Raw genomic sequence first — 19,223 nt, 5'->3', positions numbered from 1 at the left:
ACCATCAAACTAGAATAACAGGAGACTTTCTTTGCGGTTTCCTATTCCCTTCTATAACACTTTTGCCCTTAATAATGCCACAGGTAATGCCATCATTTTTCGCCATTTGGGAACATAAGCCCGCTTGCTAAAAACATCATATTCATTGCGTTCAATTTCATCTAAAATTTGCCGATAAAGCACTAACGCAGTCCAAACCGGCCAGCGAATCTCCTCACTTAAAACACTAATTCCTTTTTCCGCTTCCGCATAGAATTTTCGCGCCCTTTGAATTTCAAAGCGCATTAATTCCTGCCAACGATCATCAACAATTCCCTTAAATAAATCCTCTTCTGTATAATTAAATAAGGCTAAATCATCTAAGGGTAAATAAATCCGTCCTCGTCGCGCATCTTCCCCCACATCCCGCAGAATATTGGTGAGTTGGTTGGCAATTCCTAATGCGATCGCTTCTTGATTGGGAATTATAATTTCTGGGTTAGGATTCCAAGGAGTAATCACCGGAGGAGCAACACCCATCACCGCCGTTGACATTAACCCTACTGTTCCCGCGACCCGATAACAATACAATTCCAACTCCTCAAAAGTTTGATATCGGTTGCGGTATAAATCCATGCGTTGACCCGCAATCATATCTCGAAAGGGTTGAATATCCAGAGGGAAACGACCCAGGGTATCCACCATTGCCACATCTACATCATCCCTAGGATGCCCTGCAAATAAAGCTTCCAGGTGTTCTTCCCAACGATCTAAGGTTTCTTCCGTTGTCGTCGCAGCCATTGGCCCATCGACCAACTCATCAGTCCGACGGCACCAAACATAGATCGCCCAGATCGCCCGACGCTTGGCTTCTGGCATCAATTGAGTGCCTAAATAAAATGTCTTGGCATACTCCGCAGTAACCTGACGGCAGAGTTCATAGGAGTCTTCCAGTGATGCCAGAGTTCTCATGCACGGAGATTTAGAAAGTTGTAGCATTCGTTGTTCTGCTGACCGACGATGGATGGGCTAGGAAGGAATAGGACTTGGGGAAGCAACGTTAGCCGATGGCGCAGACAAAGCCAAAAAACGATCCGAAGTCAAATCTTCTTGAATCGCCTGTGCTGTCAGCTTACCAGAAAGCACAGCCCCTTCCATACTGGCCAAATAACGCTGCATCGTGTAATCTCCAGTCAGATAGAAATTAGGAATAGGCGTTTTCTGGGATGGACGATGAGCTTGTCGCCCAGGAGTCGCTTTATAAACGGAACGCGGCGTTTTCACGACGTGGGATTTCAGCAATTTGGCGGGGTGGGGGATTTCCTCTGGGAAGAGTTTCTCCAACTCTGCCATTGTCGCTGCCACGATGTCCTCATCCGATTTACTAATCCAATCCTTTGCCGGAGCCAATACCAATTCCAGCATAGAACGGTCAGGATTGGAATACTCTTTACAGGTATTACTCATATCCGCATAGACGCTGAGTAAGGGAGAACGGGAAAATAGCAAATGGTCAACATTTGTTAACTTGCGATCAAACCACAAATGTACGTTAATCACCGGAACCCCTTCCAACCCCTCTAGCTGTTTGAAATAGTCCATTTCTTGCCACGGTTGGGGTAACATTACCTTCAGGGGGTCAACGGGCATGGCAGAAACGTAGAGATCAGCCGTTAACACCTCATCGGAGCTATCGTTTAACCCGCGAATTAAAAACCCTTTGACGCTTCCATCTTCGTTGAGTAAAAATTCTTTAATCGGGGCATTCAGACGCACTTCTCCGCCGCGTTCTGTGATGTAATCTACCAGAGGTTGACACAGCCGTTCCGTGGGAGAACCGTCTAAAAATGCCATTTTAGAACCGTTCTTTTCTTGGAGAAAACGATTTAAGGCGGTTAAAATCACCGTTGAGGAGATTTCATCGGGGTTGATGAAATTTAAAGCTTTAGACATAGCAATAAAGACTTCTTTCTCAACCCTTGGCGGAACATTGTGGAGTTTCAGCCATTCTGAGAAAGAGTATTTATCCATTTCCTCGACGTATTTTTGACCCTGGAGCATGGCGGGAATTAACCCTAAACCAAACCGAATTTTTTCCGGCCAGGTCAACATATCGTTATTACGGAGAATAGCCACTACCCCGTTAAAGGGGGCAGGGATATTAGGAAAGTCAAACCGGGAATAGGTTCCGGGTTTCTCCGGTTGGTTGAAGATCATGGAATGTTCTTTCCATTGCAGCCGATCTTCGATGTCCAGTTCTTTGAATAACTGCAACATATTGGGATAAGCCCCGAAGAAAATATGCAACCCGGTTTCGTACCAGTCGCCGTCTTCATCTTTCCAGGCTGCGACTTTCCCCCCCAATACGTCCCGTCGTTCTAAGACGATAGGAGTGTGACCAAGATCGGTGAGATACTTGGCACAAGCCAGTCCCGCTAAACCTGCTCCAGCGATCGCAACTCGCATCAATAACCCTTCTGAATGTTTTCTTAATGTTTTTCCTGATTATACGTTACATCTTGTTACATTTAAACCCAACAAGGTCAAAAATTCTGGGGTGGGGGTTGAGGTTATAAGAGATTTCAGGGTGAGGCGCGCCTCACCCCTACGGGTTGGGTTCAAGGATGAGCCTTAATTAAAAGGGTAGATCAATCAGTAATTCAGGTTTAATGGGATTTAAAGGGGGATGTTCTGGATCGTCATCCCAACGGGCAGGATTTTCAACGATATATTTTATAATATGATTTAAAGCCCTTTCATCTCGGATAATTTCTTCATAATAATCTCGTTGCCAAATTAATCCTTGACCGGAATTATTACAAATTTTATTAATAGATTTAGAAACACAATATTTATACCAACCCACAACAGTACCCAAGGATTTTGGGGTGGTACCATGAGGTCGTTGTGTTGATTTTGATGAGATTTCTGGTTGTGATAATAATGTCCGGTGTAGGGGCGAGGCGCGCCCATTGGTGTCAACTTAAGGAAAGGCGATCGCAACGACTAATGGGAGTTGAAGAGGGCGATGAGTAGTCGCCCTGGCAACGTGGCAACTGTAGGTGTTAGTTTAAAGGGGCGATCGCCAAGGTCAGTGTTAGTGGAAGGGGGAAAGAAATCAGATGAGTAAAACAACAGGGAGAATTTTGAGAAATGCGGATTTAAGGCATCAAAGTCAAATGGCAGGGCCACCATTAGAAGTGCTAGAAAAAGAACTGTATAGACTACTAACACCCGAAAATTTTAAACCGTTAAAGGAAAGCCGAGGAATTCAGGAAAAAAAACTGCGTTCGCGAGTATTAAATTTACCAGTGATGATGGCAGTAGTTATTGGCTTAGTCTATAGAAGAATAGCTGGATTGCGAGAACTGTTAAGAATCCTAACGGAAGAAGGAATGCTGTGGATAGAACCGATGCAAGTGAGTGTGGAAGCGTTATCAAAAAGATTAAGAACGCTACCAGCGAGTTTATTTGTAGAAATCTTTGAACAGGTGATAGAGAAATTAAAAAGCGAAGAAAATCTGAAGGGAGTGCCGGAAAAATGGCAAGGGATCTCAGAAAAGTTTACAGGAATTTGGATAGCAGATGGTTCGACACTGGAAGAAATATTTAAAAAGTTAAAAGTGCTGAGAAAGGGTAACACAGTGTTAGGGGGAAAGATGATGGTGATTGTAGAAGCCTGGACATATAGACCGGTGAAAATGTGGTATACAGAAGAATCAAAAGCTAACGATAAAATCTTTACTGACCAACTGTTAGAACAACTTCCCCAAGGGGGATTAATGATTTTTGACTTAGGTTTTTTTAAGTTTGGGTGGTTTGATGAATTTACAGAACAAAAAAAATTTTTTGTAACCCGATTAAGAGAAAAAACAGCCTATCAAGTCAAAAAAACATTAAGCCAAGGGTTATACTATCAAGATGAAATTATCCAGATGGGATTGTACCGTTCTAACCGATGTCATCAGCCTGTACGATTAGTCTCAGTCTTATGGGGAAAAACTTGGTATCGCTATTTAACCAATGTCTTAGATCCAGAGGAATTATCGGCTCAACAAGTTTGTGAGTTGTACCGAAATCGCTGGCAAATTGAACAAGCCTTTTTATTAACGAAGAGATTATTAGGATTAGCCTATCTCTGGGTGGGAGATAGCAACGGAATCCAAATTCAAATTTTATCAACCTGGATATTTTATGCCGTCTTAAATCAGTTGTGTACTGATGTCGCTATGGCTTTAGGTCAACCGAAAGAACGAATTTCTACAGAAATGGTATTTCGCGCTTTATATCATTTTTCTCGAGCTAGTTTACGGGGAGAAACTTCTGATGTTATTAGCTATTTAACCTCACATCAGAAGTTATTTGGCTTGGTCAAATCCACTCGAAAACGACATCGAGAAATCGATGCTCTTACACAGCAGGTTTGGGGCGATCGCTCCTTAAGTTGACGCCAATGGGCGCGCCTCGCCCCTACGGGGAATTGAGGATCTGAAAGGATTTCATGAAAGATTAAAATGCCATGAATATGATTAGGCATGATGACAAAATAATCTAATTCAACATGAGGAAATGTTTTAGGAATTTGTTGCCAGATATTGAATGCGATCACTCCTAAAGAATTAAATCGCATTTCACCTTGAACAATATCTCCAAACAAACATTGTTTTTCTTTTGTACAAAGTGTAACAAAATATCCCCCAGGCTGAGTATAATCGTATCCTTTTAAACGAATAGAACGGCGATGATGGATTTGTGGATTGTAGGGCATATTAGTTTAATAAAATCACTTAGAGTAAACATCCAAATTCTACCTTTTTAGTGCGATGATAGCCATCCTAAATTAATTTTAGAAACGATAATCAAGATATGAATCTAAATTCCTGTGTCAGGGTGAGGCGCGCCTCACCCCTACGATAAATTGGATTTCTGATTAGGATTTCTATAGCTCATCTAGGGTTGATTTCAGAGATTGGTAATAACAATGTTTGCTCAATCTCATCACGCACATTAGGCGATACTTTACAACCGATATTGAGGCAAACTACCAGCAACTTATTAGCATCATGATACTCTAGTAGCAAATTCTCCTTGTCATTATTAAAGTTCCAAGCAGTATGACCAATATTTCTATATTTGATGATCTGATCCATTAATTGTACTGATAAAACCATACTATTCTCTTTGAACCAATCTAAATCTTTAAATTTATTTTTGCGCTCTCGATTCTTCTGAATATTAAGCTTATCAAGAGTTTCAAGGATGGGGCAATTGCTATCAAGTAGCCTTGTTGATAATTCAAGAGCCTCCTCTAAATCAACTGAGTCAATGTACCCCTTAGATAAACCATCAACAACTCTTAACAAGCGTATATCTATTGCTGTCTCTTCATATCTAAGAATATTAAATTCTTCTTCAAAATTAAGAAAAATAAAATTATATTCTTTTTTTAAGCTTTCTAGGAATAGTGATGGAACTAGATCCTCTAAAAAATAAAAAATTCCGGGTCTACAAGCAAATTCAAAATAGAAAGCGCGTATAGCTACCTCTTTATAGAACGATACATAGGCTGTACTTGATTTTACATTAACCCAACTTATAAAGTTCTGCAAATCTTTATCTGAATTTAGAACTTGATCAATCTGTTGCTTCATTAAACGTAACAAATTATCAGCAGACGGCAACATTTCAACAGCCAATAAAAAGCTCTCACGCCATCTTGCTTCCATAACGTGGTAAGCCAGCTTTTCCAACGCTTGTGGATGAGAATTGGTAACAAATTTTCTGGTGGTGAAAAATTCCTGAAATGTTAAGTGAGAAAAAGAATAAATTTTTTGCGCCCGCTCCACCAATAACCCATGCTGCGCTTCAATTGATTTCAATACCGTCTCACTATCCAGTTGTAAAGCTTCTGGGTCATTTTGAGCATCAGGTAAATTGTGAATGTAATCAGAAATATACTGCTCTAATTCTTTTTGTTTAAAGAAATAATCTCCTCGCTCAAATGTTGTTAAAGCCATTTGACTTAGTAAATCTTTTTTACGCTGCAATGACAGATACTTATAAACTTGATCTCGCTCTATGTTTCGTGTTTCATCCCATTTTTTTAGTAAAATATTAATTCCTTCTTCATAAAGTTCTGAACGATTAGCCGGAAATTTGAGTGAGTCTTCAAAAACTAAACATAGTAACGTTAAAAGCAGTGGATTAGTTGCTAATTCTCGAATTCGACTATTTTGTTCAAGTTCTTGAATAAATTCATAGAAATTTCCAAGATCGTTAAGTTGAAACCAGTTTTGAACAAAAGTAAAAATCTGTTTATTATCGAAATCTGCAACTGCAACCTCTCTAAATTTCTCAAAATTATAAGTTTTCGCTGCACTTCGACAAGTGATTACAAATTTATTCTGGCGAAATTTTTCCGACAAATCACGAACTTGCTTGATAACACGGCTATTATCCTCTATTTTTACTTCATCCAAACCATCTAATAAAATTAGTAACTTCCCCTGTTTCAAAAGAATAGATACCTGTTCACAAGAGACATCATAATCAGAAAATATCTCGGTGATGTATTCGAATAAACTCGGTTTTTCTGCGACTTCTGCAAATTGCTTGAGTGTAATAAAAATTGGTACAAGTTCAGCTTTTAAATTCGCTTTATTACACTGGATAGCTAAATGTTTTAAAAACGTGGTTTTTCCTGCTCCTGGATTACCTAATACCATCAATTTTAAGTATTTCTTAACCGCTTCTATTCCTGGTATTGGTTTATCAGTTACTCTACCAAGCCCAAAGCGATCAAAGTTTTTTGAGTTAAAGTCTTGCAATAGTTCATCAATTTCATATTGTTGATGACTGGGAATTTTTTCCAGAACATTAACGTTAGTGTAAAGGTCGCTGACATCAATGGGTTGTGACATTGTGAGCGATCGCATTGTGCCACATTGATCTTGAATGATTTCATAACACTTCTGACGAACTTCTTGCACTAAATTATTTAGCTCATCCTCTGACAGATTATTAAAATTTGCAGAGTCAGGAGCCTTAAATTTTTGATACTCAGTAGTTAGAAAATTGAGCAAGCGACCATATTTCCCTGGGCCTTTGCCATTAATACTAAACTTCTTGTAAACATGACTCATTCGAGTGCGAAGTGCCGTATCAGAAATATGAAGTTCTGTTGCTATCTCTAATTCTGTCTTTTTACTGTTAAACCAGATTACAAAAGCATCCTCTTGCTCTGGTGAAAGATCATATTTACGAGCCATTTCCATTAAAAATTCACGGGGTAGCGACATTAACCAATTTCTCCATAGCTTGAAAGCGAATCCAGTCTTTCTAATCTAGCCTAAAACTATAGTTAAGACTACTCTAATATTACTGATTCGGGAATAAGAATAATATTAAAGAGCAGCCTAAAATTGAAGATTGTAGATAAGTCAGCCTAAGTCAGTCTAAGTCAGCGTTAACTTGAGAGATATCTCCAAAACAAAATTGCGACATTGAATTTAGCAATTTTTTGGAGATGGTTTTTATGAAAAGAACCTACATTAATGGACGGGTTTACTACCAAGACGAAAAAGGCATTCGGCTACCATCCGTTACTACCATACTGAAGGCTACACAACCTATTGAGTCTGTTGGGACTCTTTCTAATTGGCGCAATAAGGTAGGAAATACAGAAGCAACTCGTATGACTTCAACGAGTCGTCGCCGAGGAAAATTATTGCATCAGTGGGTTAAGGACTATTTACAAGGGTTATCTCCTGTTGCTGATAGCCTAATTCAACCTTATTGTTATAGTCTGAAATCGGTTTTAGAGAAACTCAGCGATGTACAGTTAATTGAGACAGTTGTGCCAAATTATGTCGAAGGATATGCTGGGAAAGTTGATTTAGTTGCTCGTTATCAAGATGTTCCCTGTATTATTGAATTGACAACGGCTGAACAACCGAAACAGCAAATCAGAAAACTTTACGATAAGCCGTTACAATTGGTTGCTTATGGAGGTGCAATTAATCGCTATTACAGAGATAGTTTGTTTGGTGCTAAAATTTCTAACGGTTTGATTATTGTTGCACTTCCAGATCAAGATGCAGAAGAATTTCTGATGGAACGGAAACAATTAATTATTTATTGGCAGGAATGGTTAAAACGATTGGAAAAGTATGTTAAAAAAGCTGCCTGATCAATGATTTTCTCTGTCTTTACTCTTTCTGACCTAAATAGAAAATATCCCTGGTGGCTTTCCTCATAGGGGTGGGTTCAACACGTTAACCTAAAATATCCTAAAATCCACCCCTAAAAGATTAGTTTACCCCATAGCTGAACGTCCTTGTTTTCCTAATTTAAAGAATACAAAATAACCTAAACACAGAATATAAAATGCTAAACCCACTAAAGCTAAAAAGCCTAAAAACTGCTCAGTTAAGTTGGGATGAAAGGTTGCTTTATATAACCAAGGGGGATCTAACCAGATCCGACAATTTGGATCAGCTAATAATTCTTTTTGACCTTTAAAAAATGCACAATGTAGAAAAGGAACTAAAGCGATCGCACCTAAAGTATTATAAACAGTCACAGCCCACCGCCAAGCGGTAAAAACTAACTTGAGGGCTGAAGCGGGCATTTCTGAAACTTCTTCATTGAGATCTGCCCAAAACCAAAGGCTAATCGGAATTAAAACCCGTGCCATAATTGAAGAGAGAAAACTAATCGGTAGAGCAGCGATCATTAAATACACGGTAATCATTAACAAACTAGCAACACGCCAATAGATAACCATTAACCGTTGAATCGCTTCTACTTTCCCAACAAACGCCCAAATTGAGATTACTAACGGCAGGATAACTGTAAAGATAACCGCTAATCGATAATCCATCCAGACGAATGGTTGAATCCAAGGAGATTGTACAGCCAGTAAAGGATTGAACATTCTGAATCATCAAACCCAATATTATAAAAATTAAGCAACTGGGTTAACCCTAGTTAAATCCCAGTTGCTTATCAATCAGCAAACTTTAGAGAAGAGTTCTTCCCTGATCAAACGGTTGATTAATCTTCATAAAGCCGACATTCAGCAGCATCGGGGTTATCGTCGCAATAAACTTGGAAAGAGGTTTTGGGTTTTTCTTGTTTTTGGTGTGAAGCTTCAGCTTGTAATTCTTCCACAGCATCCCAAGCTGCCGCACATTCTTTAGAAGTGGCGCCGCTAACATCGCAGACTGCACGCGCTTCTTCCAGTTCTTTTTCGATGAGTTCGTTGATGTTGTTCATAAACCTTTCGTTAAATCCAATCTACTAAGTACAGGTTCTAATCCCACTTTAGAACATTAAGCAAGGGTTACTCACTGTGTCCATTTTACTGCCCAGTGCAGCCAAAGTTTGGATTTCCCCCCTCACTGTAATACATCAGCCTTAATCTAACCACAACTTCAAGCTGGATTTTTTAAGATTTGCTGACGTTGAACTAATTGTGTTACAGATCAATAAATTATGCCAGATTGGGTCACTCTTTGACATTTGCAACCCTTGAGCTAACCCAGATGGCAACGGTCAGAAATAGTGTATCTGCTGTATTTCTACACAATCTGCTATCTTAACACAAGAGAGCAGACTATTCAGGGAGGGCGAAAATGGCAGAATCGACAACCAAACCGATGCGCTGGGTTAGTGCTTTATCCCAACGTCCTTCATTAGAAGCGGCGATTAAGGAAGTCGTGGAACTAGCTCAAGATCACCTACGCGCTTCTCCAGATTTAGGCTTAGTCTTTATTTCCTCTGCCTTTGCTAGTGACTATTCCAGATTAATGCCGTTACTCCAAGAACAGCTTTGTCTTCCCACTTTGATTGGTTGTGGTGCTGGGGGGGTTGTAGGGATGAATTCTAGGCACCAAGCTCAAGAAATCGAGGGAGAACCTGCTCTCAGTTTGATGTTGGCCCATTTGCCTGATGTTAAAGTTCATCCGTTTCATTTATCCGCCGACGATTTACCCGATTTGGATAGTCCCCCGGATCAGTGGGTGGACTTAATTGGGGTAAAACCGGAAGATCAGCCGCAATTTATTGTTCTCGTTGATCCGTATTTCGGTCAAATCAATGATTTTTTGCAAGGTTTAGATTATGCCTATCCGGGTTCGGTGAAAGTGGGAGGACTGGCCAGTACGGGTGTCATGGGAGGAACAACGGGAGTGTTTTGTGGTTCCCGACTGTACTCGGAAGAAATTGTCGGTTTAGCCTTGCACGGGAATATTGTGATTGAAACCATTGTTGCCCAAGGTTGCCGTCCCATTGGCTATCCCTATCGAGTCACCCAAGGGGAACGCAATATTGTCTTAGAAGTGGAAACTCAAGCAGAGGATGCGGATTTGGAAATGGCTTCTTCTGGGGTATCGGTGCGTTTATCCCCCTTAGAAGCGTTGCAAGACCTGGTACAGGACTTAAACGAAGAAGATCGACAACTTGCTCAAAATTCCCTGTTTGTTGGGGTTGTGCGGGATGAATTTAAACAAAAATTAGAACCGGGAGATTTTTTAATCCGTAATTTAATTGGGGTTGATCCTAGGGCTGGGGCCATTGCCATTGGCGATCGCGTTCGTCCAGGACAACGGATTCAATTTCACCTGCGCGATTCTCGCACCTCCGCAGAAGATTTAGAATTGTTAATGGAACGCTATCAACGACAAGCTTCTTCTTTTCCCGAAGAAATGACCAATGCGGCGGCGTTAATGTTTTCTTGTTTAGGACGGGGAGAGGGACTTTATGGGGAACCTAACTTTGATTCTGAACTCTTCCGACGGTATTTGAACATTCCTCTGAGTGGCTTTTTCTGTAATGGTGAGATTGGCCCGGTTGGAAATGGAACATTTTTGCATGGTTATACCTCGGTCTTTGGCATTTGTCGGCAAAGGAAAAATTAACCTTTCTACGATGATCAAAAGAGGAATAAAGAGTTGTACCAACCTATCGAGTAAAAATTCAGTTTTTAAAATTTATGAAGCGAAATTCAGAACATTTTTTAGTCTTGGAACAATTATTTAAAGTGGGCATTGATCGGGCTGATTCGATGCTAGAAACAATTACTCGATCCCCGATAAAATTAAAATTACTTTCTTTGGATATATTTCCCCCACAGCATTTGACGCTTCAACTGGAAAAACAGTTAGGTTCAACGGATCTCAAGGCAATGGAATTGGTATTTACTGGAGAGTTTCAAGGAAATAGTCAACTCATGTTTCCTAAATCCACTGCCGGGATGTTAATTGATTTAATTGACAATCAAGAGCGGCGAAAATTAGATAAAGATGTGTTTGAAAAAGCCATTTTTAGTGAAGTTGGTAATATTTTTTATAATGGGATTATGGGAGTCATTAGCACCCTATGTGAATATGGAATTACTTATATGATTCCTAAATATAAAGAAGGAAATCTCAGACAGTTACTCTTAGGAACGTTATCTCCTAAATATTCACTAGCCGTTATTGGAACAGTTCAAACGTTCCCCGACCGCAATCTTGTTTTCTGGTTTCAATTTGATACCTTAGATAAATTGTTAGCCCAAAGCAGTAATCTTTCAGATTATTTTGATGTTTAAGGGAACAGGGAACAGGGAACACTTCGACAGGCGAGCGTGCAAAGCAGGGAACAGGGAACAGGAAAGAAATTATTAACTTTTAGTCCCTGAGTCCTGAACTTTTTTTAGGATAAGATTAACTGAGCAAAATTATCAATCTGATCCGTTGCACTAAATCCTTCAAAGTAACGGCGAACAGTCGGTGGAAACACTTCAAAGTTAAATTGAGCATCTCCGTTAGCAATATCTGCCCAAAAATAGCGGAGATGAGGAACTAATTTCTCAGCTTCTTGAACGGTTAATTTTAAGGGTGGATTCGTTAATAATTTCATCATAAAAGGAAAGGAACGCTCACCCATCCATTCTCTTGATTTTAACGGTAAATCTGGCCAATCTTCAACGGCGGTAATCCGATGGGATTCTATTTTCAATACAGGTTTCCCTTGAGCATTTGTATTGACATGAATGACTCGATAGGGATGGGGATAACTGACTAATGATCCCGTTGTAATATCATAAATTCCTTGCCATTGGGCAATATCTTGGACGTGCAAATGTCCGGTAAAAACTAACTGCACTCCGGCTTGTTTTAATAAATTCAAAAAGCGAGGGGCGTTTTCTAACATATAGCGTCGTCCCAACGAATTTGTCGCTTGTCCAGGTAAATGTTCAATCACATTATGATGAATCATCACGAAAACCAATTGATTTTTGACATCAAATAAAACCTGTTCTAGCCACTCTAACTGTTCTTCTCTTAAACAACCGATTTGATTACCCTGGGCATCAAAATGATTAGAATTTAATCCGATTAATTGTAAACCGGGTAAAATTTCCTGGGTATAATCTAAACTTTGAGTTTGTTGATATCCAAAGGAACGATAATACTGAGGGAATTCCCTAAAACCGATTAAATTTTTCTGACTTTCTAAGACAGGAAGATCATGATTTCCGGGAATAACATAAACTGGGTAAGGAAGCTGGCTTAACCGTTGACTTAACCATTGATGATTCTCTCGTTCTCCATGTTGGGTTAAGTCTCCGGGTAAGAGGAGAAAATCTAAATCTAACTGTCCTAGATGCTCTAATACCAGTTCTAAAGCAGGAATACTCACTTCAACTAAATGAAAGCGATTTGGATGATCCCAAATGGTCTGGGGTAGGGCAATATGCAAATCACTGACAACGGCAAATTTAAAATTTAAGCTCATAAAGAAATCAGTACAAGGGGAAATAAAAAGGCATTGCTTAACACAAAAATTGACCGGATTAGGGTATGAGATAACCGGAATCAATGTGTTTCATGAGATTGATTTTGTAAATCGGCTTTGATATCTTTCTTAAAAGAATATAGCGAAATTAACGGGGTTTTTTAAAGTATATTAAGAATTTTAATATTTACGTTACATTTCTTGATATATTCCTGACGATTTGTTTGAGTAAAAATCTCTATTTTGTTTAAGGATTGGGATTAAAGTTTTTATATTTTTTTATTTATGTAAATAAAATAAGACGAGATCTTCATCCTTGAAAAAAGTTCATCTGTAACAACGATCTGTATTTTTGAATACAGACAAATGATTTGTTTTCTGAATGTCAATCTGTACATATACTCATTTTTAACATAACTCTAAAAAGAGTTGAAATTCTTTAAGAAGTGTAATACAATCCTTAAAGAATTGTTAAAAATTTTTTAGCAGTATACCGATGCACAAGGACTATTACGGCTTATTAATCTCCGCGCTCAGTGTCCGTCATCGCTGGAAATGGCAAATTATTCTTCCTTATGGCGGGTATTTGACCTCCAGCGAAGACTATTCATCTGCCGAAGATGCTCTCAGTGGCGGAAAATGTTGGGTAGAACGAGAGTCAACCTTTAATGCAATTAATAGCTGTTTGGCTCAGTTTTATAGCGCGGGTGTGCTCAATCCTTCGGAATATAGTAGTTTAATGGATTCTCTGCGGGGTATTACTCAACGCTGTTAATTTGAGCCTCCAGTTGTTGAATTTGAGAGTGCCAAGTTTCTAAACAGGAGGGAATTTCTTCCAAGGTCACGACCTCTAATAAATAGTTTAAATAACGCTTAAGGGTAATCGCGTGAGATTCTGGATAATCGGCACAACAATCAGAAATCATCACGGTTAAAAATCCCAATTGAGCAGTTGAAGCGGCGGTAAACAAAACGCACACAGAAGTCGCTAATCCGGCGGTGAGTAAAAAACGTTTGCCTCTTGTCTGAAGATAATCAATGAGTTGGGTATTTTGACATCCATCTAAAGTGTATTTTTCAAAGACTTTTTCCCCTGGAAGTTCCCTCGCCCAATCTAATACCTCAGCACCGGATGTTCCTCGAATGCAAATCGCACGTTCTCTCAAACGATATCGGGGTAGCCAATTAGAGCCATTCGGTTCAAAGACTTCGCGTAAATGAATCACTTCTAGTTCTTCTTGGCGACAAAAGTTGAGCAGGCGACGAATATTGTTGGGAAATTCGGGAAAGGCTGCTTGGAGTTGAGGTTCCCAAAAATCATTTTGAACATCAATCAGCAGTAGTGCAAAAGGTTGCCATTGATGAGAAAAATTAACAGTCATAAACAAATAAAGGGTAAACGTTTAAAACAAACAAATGGATTCAGGAGAAACGGGACATTCTTTTTTTGAAAGCGGATTTCCGATTAAGTTCAATTCTTTTAACTGGTTTAACCCGGATAAGGATTTGACTTCTGAAATTTTATTTTTTTGCAAGGAAACTGTATGTAAATTCTTCAAAGAAGAGAGGGAATTTAAACTGTTAATTTGATTTTGACTTAAATCTAAGGTTTTAAGGGCTTTTAAGGAAGAGATAGACTTAATATCAATAATTTGATTTTGGTTGGCGTTTAAATCCGTTAAATTGGTTAAAGACGCTAACGGGTCAAGGGTTTTTATTTGATTCAAACTAATATTAAGTTGAGTTAAATTCCTTAAAGGGGAGAGGGGTTTTAATTCGGATATTTGATTTTGGCTTAAATCAAGAACCACTAAATTTTTTAAGGAAGATAGAGGAGTCAGGTTAGAAATTTGATTATCATTGAGATAAAGTTCTTGAAGGTTGGTTAAGTTGGATAAAGGACTAATATCTTGAATATTATTAGATGTAAGGTACAGTTTATTTAATTGGGTTAGAGTTGCTAAAAAATTTAAGCTTGAAATTTGATTTGCGTTTAACGCTAGAATTTTGAGGTTGGTTAAGGATTCTAAAGAAGGAATCGTGATAATTTTATTAGATTTAATATAAAGTTCAGTCAGTTGGGTTAAATTTTCTAAGAAACTCAAGTTAGAAATTTGATTAGAGTTTAAATACAGTTTATCTAACTGAGTTAAGGAGGATAAGGCTTGAATATCTTTAATTTGAGTGGAATCTAAATGCAGTTCTGTTAAGTTTTTTAAAGGGGTTAAAGCGCGAATATCACCCAGGGGATTTGAATCTAAATGCAGTTCTTTTAAACGGGTTAACTTGGCTAAAGGGCTGAGATTAGCAATTTGATTAGTAAATAGTTGAAGTCGCGTAAGTTGAGTTAATGTATTTAAGGGACTCAGATCAGAAATTTGGTTTTTGAATAATGCTAGGTCGGTAAGATTGGTTAAATTAGATAAGAAAGTCAGATCAGAAATTTGATTAACACTGAGATCTAATTGAGTTAGCTGGGTTAAGGAGGATAACGGACGAATATCAACAATTTGGTTAGCACTCAAATGCAGTTGGGTTAAATGAGTTAAGCAAGAAAGCGGGGTTAAATCAGAAATTTGATTAGAGTTTAAATTTAGGGTTTTTAGACTAACTAAAAACTTTAAGGGAGTTAGGTCAGAAATATAGGTATTACTGAGATTGAGTTCGGTCAGATTTAATAAAGTTTGATTCGCTTGTAAACAATCGGTAGTCTCTAATTTTTTTAATAATTCATGAATAGTTTTTGCAACGTCTGAGGAAAGATTAGAGCGATTTTTACATAAATTTGTGAAATCTTGAACTTCAGGGGGTATTGAGGGAGAAGAACTAGAGGAAACGGGTTCAAACCCTTGAGAAATCACAGCACAATTGGATAATCCCAAGGTCAGTATAATTCCTACAGGGAATAACCTCGATAAAATAGGGATTAAGATCATAGAAATTTTTGGGTTTCTAATTATGAAATCGTAAACAATCTTCTACTGGAATTAGAGGGTTTAAATTCATCAATCCAAGCCGTTCGAGAGTGACTCATTTGATTAGCTTGCCAAATTTTACCGCTATTAACCTCTAAACCTGTTAACCAACCATTCCCATAAACCCAAGTATCAATACAAATGGCATAGCCTAAATTCAGAGGTTTACCATTCTTTTGACGGGTATGACCACAAATCATGGTTTTTCCTGAAATATGGGGTTTAGCCGAATAAAATTTAGTTGTCAAGAGTTGCTGAGTAGATTGCTGATTTAAGGGAAGTTGGGAGTCAACATTCCCATGAACAAAAAAATGGTTTTCTGTTTCCCAATAGTCTACACAACTCTTTTCCAGAAATTCCCAATGGTGGGGGGGAATATTTTCTAAATCGGTTGTTGTTTGGCTGGTTGGATAGGAAGCTAAGGTTTCATATCCCCCCCACTTACACCAAGCATCAAACTGTTTAGGAGAATTCCGCGCCTCTAACATTAAAATTTCATGGTTTCCTCGCAACGCCACTAACTGTCCGGTTCTGTGGAGGGTGATTAATCGTTCGAGTACCCCGTTAGAATCGGGCCCTCGATCAACATAATCCCCTAAGGTAATGATTAAATCATCAGCTTGAAGTTGAATCATCGACATGAGAGTATCCCACGCCATTGAACAACCGTGAATATCCGCAATCGCAATAATTCGCATCGTTAGTCATGCACAATAACAGGGGTTCCGACCGATGCCCATTCAAACAACCATTTGGCATGATTGACTGCAACATTGGTACAACCGTGAGAAACCGGAGTCCCAAATAAATTATGCCAATAGGCTCCATGAATTGCCATCCCTCCATCGTAGTACATCGTGTAGGGAACATCCGGGACGTCGTAGTCTGGGCCGGTCATACGGGTCGTTTCATATTTGGTATAAATTTTAAAGACTCCGGTACGGGTGGGGGTGTCCGCTTTTCCGGTGGAAACAATCACCGCATAAACGGGTTGATTTCCTTCCCAAGCAATTAACCGTTGTCGAGATAAATCTATTAAAATCCAGCGTTCTGAGGATTGCTGTAATTCCATCATATTACGCGCAATTAAGTTGTGTTCTTCATCGGCGATCGCTAAATTTCCTTCGGTTAATCCTACCATAACTGTTAGAATTGCCCCCGTTGCTAAAATTCCTAAAGGCTGGAATTTTTTTAAAGAAAAAATGGGGGTATAATTAAACGGATTGAAGGAGTTAAAGTGGGAAAAAACGATGGGTTTTATGAAAGAGTTTGGGGTTTTCATGAGCTACTCCTCTTATTGAATTCAATTCAGATGAATGGGTTGGGGGATTAGATAGAATTAGAGGTTCAAATCCCTAGAGATTGATGACCGGATCGCGACGCTATCCTTGCTAATTTCTCTTAATTACAGGGTAATTCTAAGACCGAAAATTGTCAAAGGGGATTGGCAACAAATTTTGATTCCCCTTGCCCTATCGCTTCACCTATTTAATTGGAAATTTCGGATAACTGTTGCAGGAGTATTTGGGTTTTTTGCGCGATCGCATCCCAATTTTGTTCTACCATTACAGCAGGGGGAAATAAATCTCCGGCTAGTCCTACCGCGATCGCTCCGGCTTGAATAAAGGCAACGGCATTGTTTAACGTTACCCCTCCAGTGGGAATCAGAGGGATATTTCCCATCGGCCCTTTTATACTTTTAAGATAATCCACACCGCCAACGGCAGAAATTGGAAATACTTTCACACAACTGGCTCCTGCTTGCCAGGCTGTGATAATTTCTGTAGGGGATAAAGCACCCGGAATGATCGGAATTTCTGCTTGTTTTGCGGCTTGAATCATTGCCGGGTTAGTATGGGGAGAAAATAGAAATTGAGCACCCGATGCGATCGCATTTTTGACATCTTCAACGGTGAATAAAGTTCCGGTTCCAATCACACAGTCAGGTAATTCAGAACGTAACTCTGCAATTAATTCAGGAGCTTGATCACTATTCCAAGTAATTTCAATTAACCCCATTCCTCCGGCGGCGGTTGCTTGTGCCATTTGTTTTCCCAGTTGCCGTTTAGGAGCGCGGATAACCGCGATCGCTCGATATTGTTTTAACAAAGATAGCCAAATTTTAGAAGTCACTGTCAGTTTAAAATGCCTTTAAATTTTATAAATACTGTAATTATTATATAAAAGATCGTCCTTTTCCCTGGTTTGTTCAGATCCCTTGCCTACGGTTGTTTTTCATGCCCCCTTAAATTGTTAACTGAGTTATAATGAAGGGGTTATTGAGTTTTCATGGAGCGTTAGACATGGATCGAGATCAACGGCTAATTTTATCAGCATTTAGTCATGGTGCAATTTTCTTTAGTGCTACGATAGTCGCCATTGGAATTCCCATTGGCATTTTATTTTTCTCCAAAGATCCGGTTGTTAAAGCAAACGCGAGAGAATCGTTAAATTTTCATATTAATTTATACATTTATGGATTTGTATTCTGGATTCTCACCTTTCTATTAATTGGATTTCCTTTATTATTGGTTTTAGCCCTCGTTAGTTTTATTATGCCCATTTTGGCAATTATTTCTGTGGTTTCTAACCCGGATAAACCCTATTCTTATCCATTCATTTTTCGGATTATTGAAGGATAAGAGCCTTTATTTTTATTCGGGAAGGGTGATCAAGTTATCTCCATCAAGGGGAGCTTTTAGATCTGGATCATAGGTTTTAACACTGGGAGGGAGAGAGACTAAATCCTCAATATTTCTTAACATGGCTTGACAAATGGCATCAAGCTGTAAATCGTTTTCGTCATAACCAAACGGATTTTCAATTTGGCGGGCTATTTCTTCAATTCCCAGTAAGGTAAAACTGATAATTGCCACCACTAACCCTGTAAATGCTTCTAAATTATTGACAACTTTTAACGGTAAAATTAAACAATAAATTAATAAAATTTGTTGCAGATGAATTTGATAAGCCAAAGGAATCGGAGTTTTTAAAATACGTTCACAAGCTCCTAAAACATCCACCATAGTATCTAGGAGTTTATATAAAGCAGTCAATTGATAAATATGCAGATGATGCTTTTTATTTTGATTTTGTAAATAATCGCCTATCCAAAAGGCAATTTCCAAAGGGGGATGATTCATGGTTTTTAGTTTTTTATATTGTTCTGGAGACACTAAAGCTTCAATTTCAGAATTAATTTTTTCTCCTCTGAGATGAATTTTTGTAGCGACGGCAAAAGCAACTAATAATTTTAATATCGCAATTTTATCATCAGTCTCACTGACTTCTTTTTCGGGAACCATTAACCAAATTTGACGTGCAAAATTTCTAACGGTATTGACTAAAGTTCCCCACAGTTTCCGACCTTCCCAAAATCGATCATAAGCCGTATTGGTTCTAAAAACTAATAATAAACCGAGAACTAAATCTGGAAAAACTAAATAGGGCTTGCTGAAAAAGTAACAGAAAAGCAAAAGAATGATT

General features: G+C 38.7%; 20 protein-coding genes. 6 read left to right on the top strand and 14 right to left on the bottom strand.

Features of this window, described 5'->3' with window-relative positions:
• Positions 1-51 precede the first annotated feature (51 nt).
• The 3 genes from crtB to NMK36_RS22405 all read right to left on the bottom strand — a co-directional run bounded on the left by crtB (position 52) and on the right by NMK36_RS22405 (position 2,845).
• Positions 52-978 carry a 15-cis-phytoene synthase CrtB gene (gene crtB, locus NMK36_RS22415; protein WP_190515193.1) on the bottom strand — a complete coding sequence of 309 codons (927 nt, stop codon included), beginning with the start codon at positions 976-978 and terminating at the stop codon, positions 52-54.
• 30 nt (positions 979-1,008) lie between these two features.
• Positions 1,009-2,445, bottom strand: coding sequence for a 15-cis-phytoene desaturase (gene pds, locus NMK36_RS22410; protein WP_254174652.1), 1,437 nt, complete (start codon positions 2,443-2,445; stop codon positions 1,009-1,011).
• Positions 2,446-2,614: 169 nt separating this feature from the next.
• Positions 2,615-2,845 (bottom strand): transposase, encoded by a 231-nt coding sequence (locus tag NMK36_RS22405; RefSeq protein WP_254174651.1) that lies wholly within the window; start codon positions 2,843-2,845, stop codon positions 2,615-2,617.
• A gap of 256 nt (positions 2,846-3,101) precedes the next feature.
• Between NMK36_RS22405 and NMK36_RS22400 the strand changes: the two genes are divergently transcribed.
• Positions 3,102-4,427 (top strand): IS4 family transposase, encoded by a 1,326-nt coding sequence (locus NMK36_RS22400; RefSeq protein WP_254173354.1) that lies wholly within the window; start codon positions 3,102-3,104, stop codon positions 4,425-4,427.
• On the opposite strand, the gene NMK36_RS22395 is transcribed toward NMK36_RS22400, so the two are convergent.
• On the bottom strand, positions 4,331-4,747 hold the full coding sequence (locus tag NMK36_RS22395; protein ID WP_254174650.1) for a transposase: 417 nt from the start codon (positions 4,745-4,747) through the stop codon (positions 4,331-4,333). The two genes, NMK36_RS22400 and NMK36_RS22395, sit on opposite strands and share 97 nt — an antisense overlap.
• Before the next feature lie 178 nt (positions 4,748-4,925).
• Positions 4,926-7,277 carry an NACHT domain-containing protein gene (locus NMK36_RS22390; protein ID WP_254174649.1) on the bottom strand — a complete coding sequence of 784 codons (2,352 nt, stop codon included), beginning with the start codon at positions 7,275-7,277 and terminating at the stop codon, positions 4,926-4,928.
• A gap of 236 nt (positions 7,278-7,513) precedes the next feature.
• On the opposite strand from NMK36_RS22390, the gene NMK36_RS22385 reads away from it, so the two are divergent.
• Positions 7,514-8,167 (top strand): hypothetical protein, encoded by a 654-nt coding sequence (locus NMK36_RS22385; protein ID WP_083579932.1) that lies wholly within the window; start codon positions 7,514-7,516, stop codon positions 8,165-8,167.
• Between the two features lie 126 nt (positions 8,168-8,293).
• Here the strand turns inward: NMK36_RS22385 and NMK36_RS22380 are convergent, their stop codons facing one another.
• Both NMK36_RS22380 and NMK36_RS22375 read right to left on the bottom strand, forming a co-directional pair.
• The gene (locus tag NMK36_RS22380) at positions 8,294-8,914 is read right to left on the bottom strand and encodes a DUF3177 family protein (RefSeq protein ID WP_254174648.1); all 621 of its coding nucleotides are present in this window, start codon (positions 8,912-8,914) and stop codon (positions 8,294-8,296) included.
• A 119-nt stretch (positions 8,915-9,033) separates the two neighbouring features.
• Positions 9,034-9,255 (bottom strand): Calvin cycle protein CP12, encoded by a 222-nt coding sequence (locus NMK36_RS22375; protein WP_072718402.1) that lies wholly within the window; start codon positions 9,253-9,255, stop codon positions 9,034-9,036.
• Between the two features lie 383 nt (positions 9,256-9,638).
• Between NMK36_RS22375 and NMK36_RS22370 the strand changes: the two genes are divergently transcribed.
• Both NMK36_RS22370 and NMK36_RS22365 read left to right on the top strand, forming a co-directional pair.
• The gene (locus NMK36_RS22370) at positions 9,639-10,898 is read left to right on the top strand and encodes an FIST signal transduction protein (RefSeq protein WP_072718728.1); all 1,260 of its coding nucleotides are present in this window, start codon (positions 9,639-9,641) and stop codon (positions 10,896-10,898) included.
• 74 nt (positions 10,899-10,972) lie between these two features.
• Positions 10,973-11,572 carry a hypothetical protein gene (locus tag NMK36_RS22365; RefSeq protein WP_072718403.1) on the top strand — a complete coding sequence of 200 codons (600 nt, stop codon included), beginning with the start codon at positions 10,973-10,975 and terminating at the stop codon, positions 11,570-11,572.
• 104 nt (positions 11,573-11,676) lie between these two features.
• Here the strand turns inward: NMK36_RS22365 and NMK36_RS22360 are convergent, their stop codons facing one another.
• Positions 11,677-12,762 (bottom strand): metallophosphoesterase family protein, encoded by a 1,086-nt coding sequence (locus NMK36_RS22360; RefSeq protein WP_072718404.1) that lies wholly within the window; start codon positions 12,760-12,762, stop codon positions 11,677-11,679.
• A gap of 496 nt (positions 12,763-13,258) precedes the next feature.
• On the opposite strand from NMK36_RS22360, the gene NMK36_RS22355 reads away from it, so the two are divergent.
• Positions 13,259-13,537 carry a hypothetical protein gene (locus NMK36_RS22355; RefSeq protein ID WP_072718405.1) on the top strand — a complete coding sequence of 93 codons (279 nt, stop codon included), beginning with the start codon at positions 13,259-13,261 and terminating at the stop codon, positions 13,535-13,537.
• Here the strand turns inward: NMK36_RS22355 and NMK36_RS22350 are convergent.
• The 5 genes from NMK36_RS22350 to NMK36_RS22330 all read right to left on the bottom strand — a co-directional run bounded on the left by NMK36_RS22350 (position 13,521) and on the right by NMK36_RS22330 (position 17,870).
• A complete protein-coding gene (locus tag NMK36_RS22350; protein ID WP_072718406.1) occupies positions 13,521-14,144 on the bottom strand; it encodes a cysteine hydrolase family protein in 624 nt (207 codons plus the stop codon). The genes NMK36_RS22355 and NMK36_RS22350 overlap by 17 nt on opposite strands.
• Before the next feature lie 21 nt (positions 14,145-14,165).
• Positions 14,166-15,698, bottom strand: a complete 1,533-nt coding sequence (locus NMK36_RS22345; RefSeq protein ID WP_254174647.1) for a leucine-rich repeat domain-containing protein — start codon at positions 15,696-15,698, stop codon at positions 14,166-14,168.
• A gap of 20 nt (positions 15,699-15,718) precedes the next feature.
• Complete coding sequence (locus NMK36_RS22340; RefSeq protein ID WP_072718408.1) at positions 15,719-16,435, bottom strand: metallophosphoesterase; 717 nt, start codon at positions 16,433-16,435, stop codon at positions 15,719-15,721.
• 2 nt (positions 16,436-16,437) lie between these two features.
• A complete protein-coding gene (locus NMK36_RS22335) occupies positions 16,438-17,019 on the bottom strand; it encodes a L,D-transpeptidase (RefSeq protein ID WP_083579933.1) in 582 nt (193 codons plus the stop codon).
• A 206-nt stretch (positions 17,020-17,225) separates the two neighbouring features.
• Positions 17,226-17,870 carry a bifunctional 4-hydroxy-2-oxoglutarate aldolase/2-dehydro-3-deoxy-phosphogluconate aldolase gene (locus tag NMK36_RS22330; RefSeq protein ID WP_072718409.1) on the bottom strand — a complete coding sequence of 215 codons (645 nt, stop codon included), beginning with the start codon at positions 17,868-17,870 and terminating at the stop codon, positions 17,226-17,228.
• A gap of 134 nt (positions 17,871-18,004) precedes the next feature.
• Here NMK36_RS22330 and NMK36_RS22325 point away from each other — a divergent pair, with 134 nt between their 5' ends.
• The gene (locus NMK36_RS22325; protein WP_245824202.1) at positions 18,005-18,379 is read left to right on the top strand and encodes a DUF4870 domain-containing protein; all 375 of its coding nucleotides are present in this window, start codon (positions 18,005-18,007) and stop codon (positions 18,377-18,379) included.
• A 12-nt stretch (positions 18,380-18,391) separates the two neighbouring features.
• Here NMK36_RS22325 and NMK36_RS22320 read toward each other — a convergent pair whose 3' ends face one another.
• Positions 18,392-19,213 (bottom strand): bestrophin family protein, encoded by an 822-nt coding sequence (locus tag NMK36_RS22320; RefSeq protein WP_254174646.1) that lies wholly within the window; start codon positions 19,211-19,213, stop codon positions 18,392-18,394.
• Between the last annotated feature and the right edge of the window lie 10 nt (positions 19,214-19,223).

The sequence above is a fragment of the Planktothrix pseudagardhii genome (genome assembly GCF_904830925.1).
GTDB lineage: Bacteria > Cyanobacteriota > Cyanobacteriia > Cyanobacteriales > Microcoleaceae > Planktothrix > Planktothrix tepida.
This window is presented reverse-complemented; position numbering and strand designations above follow the sequence as displayed.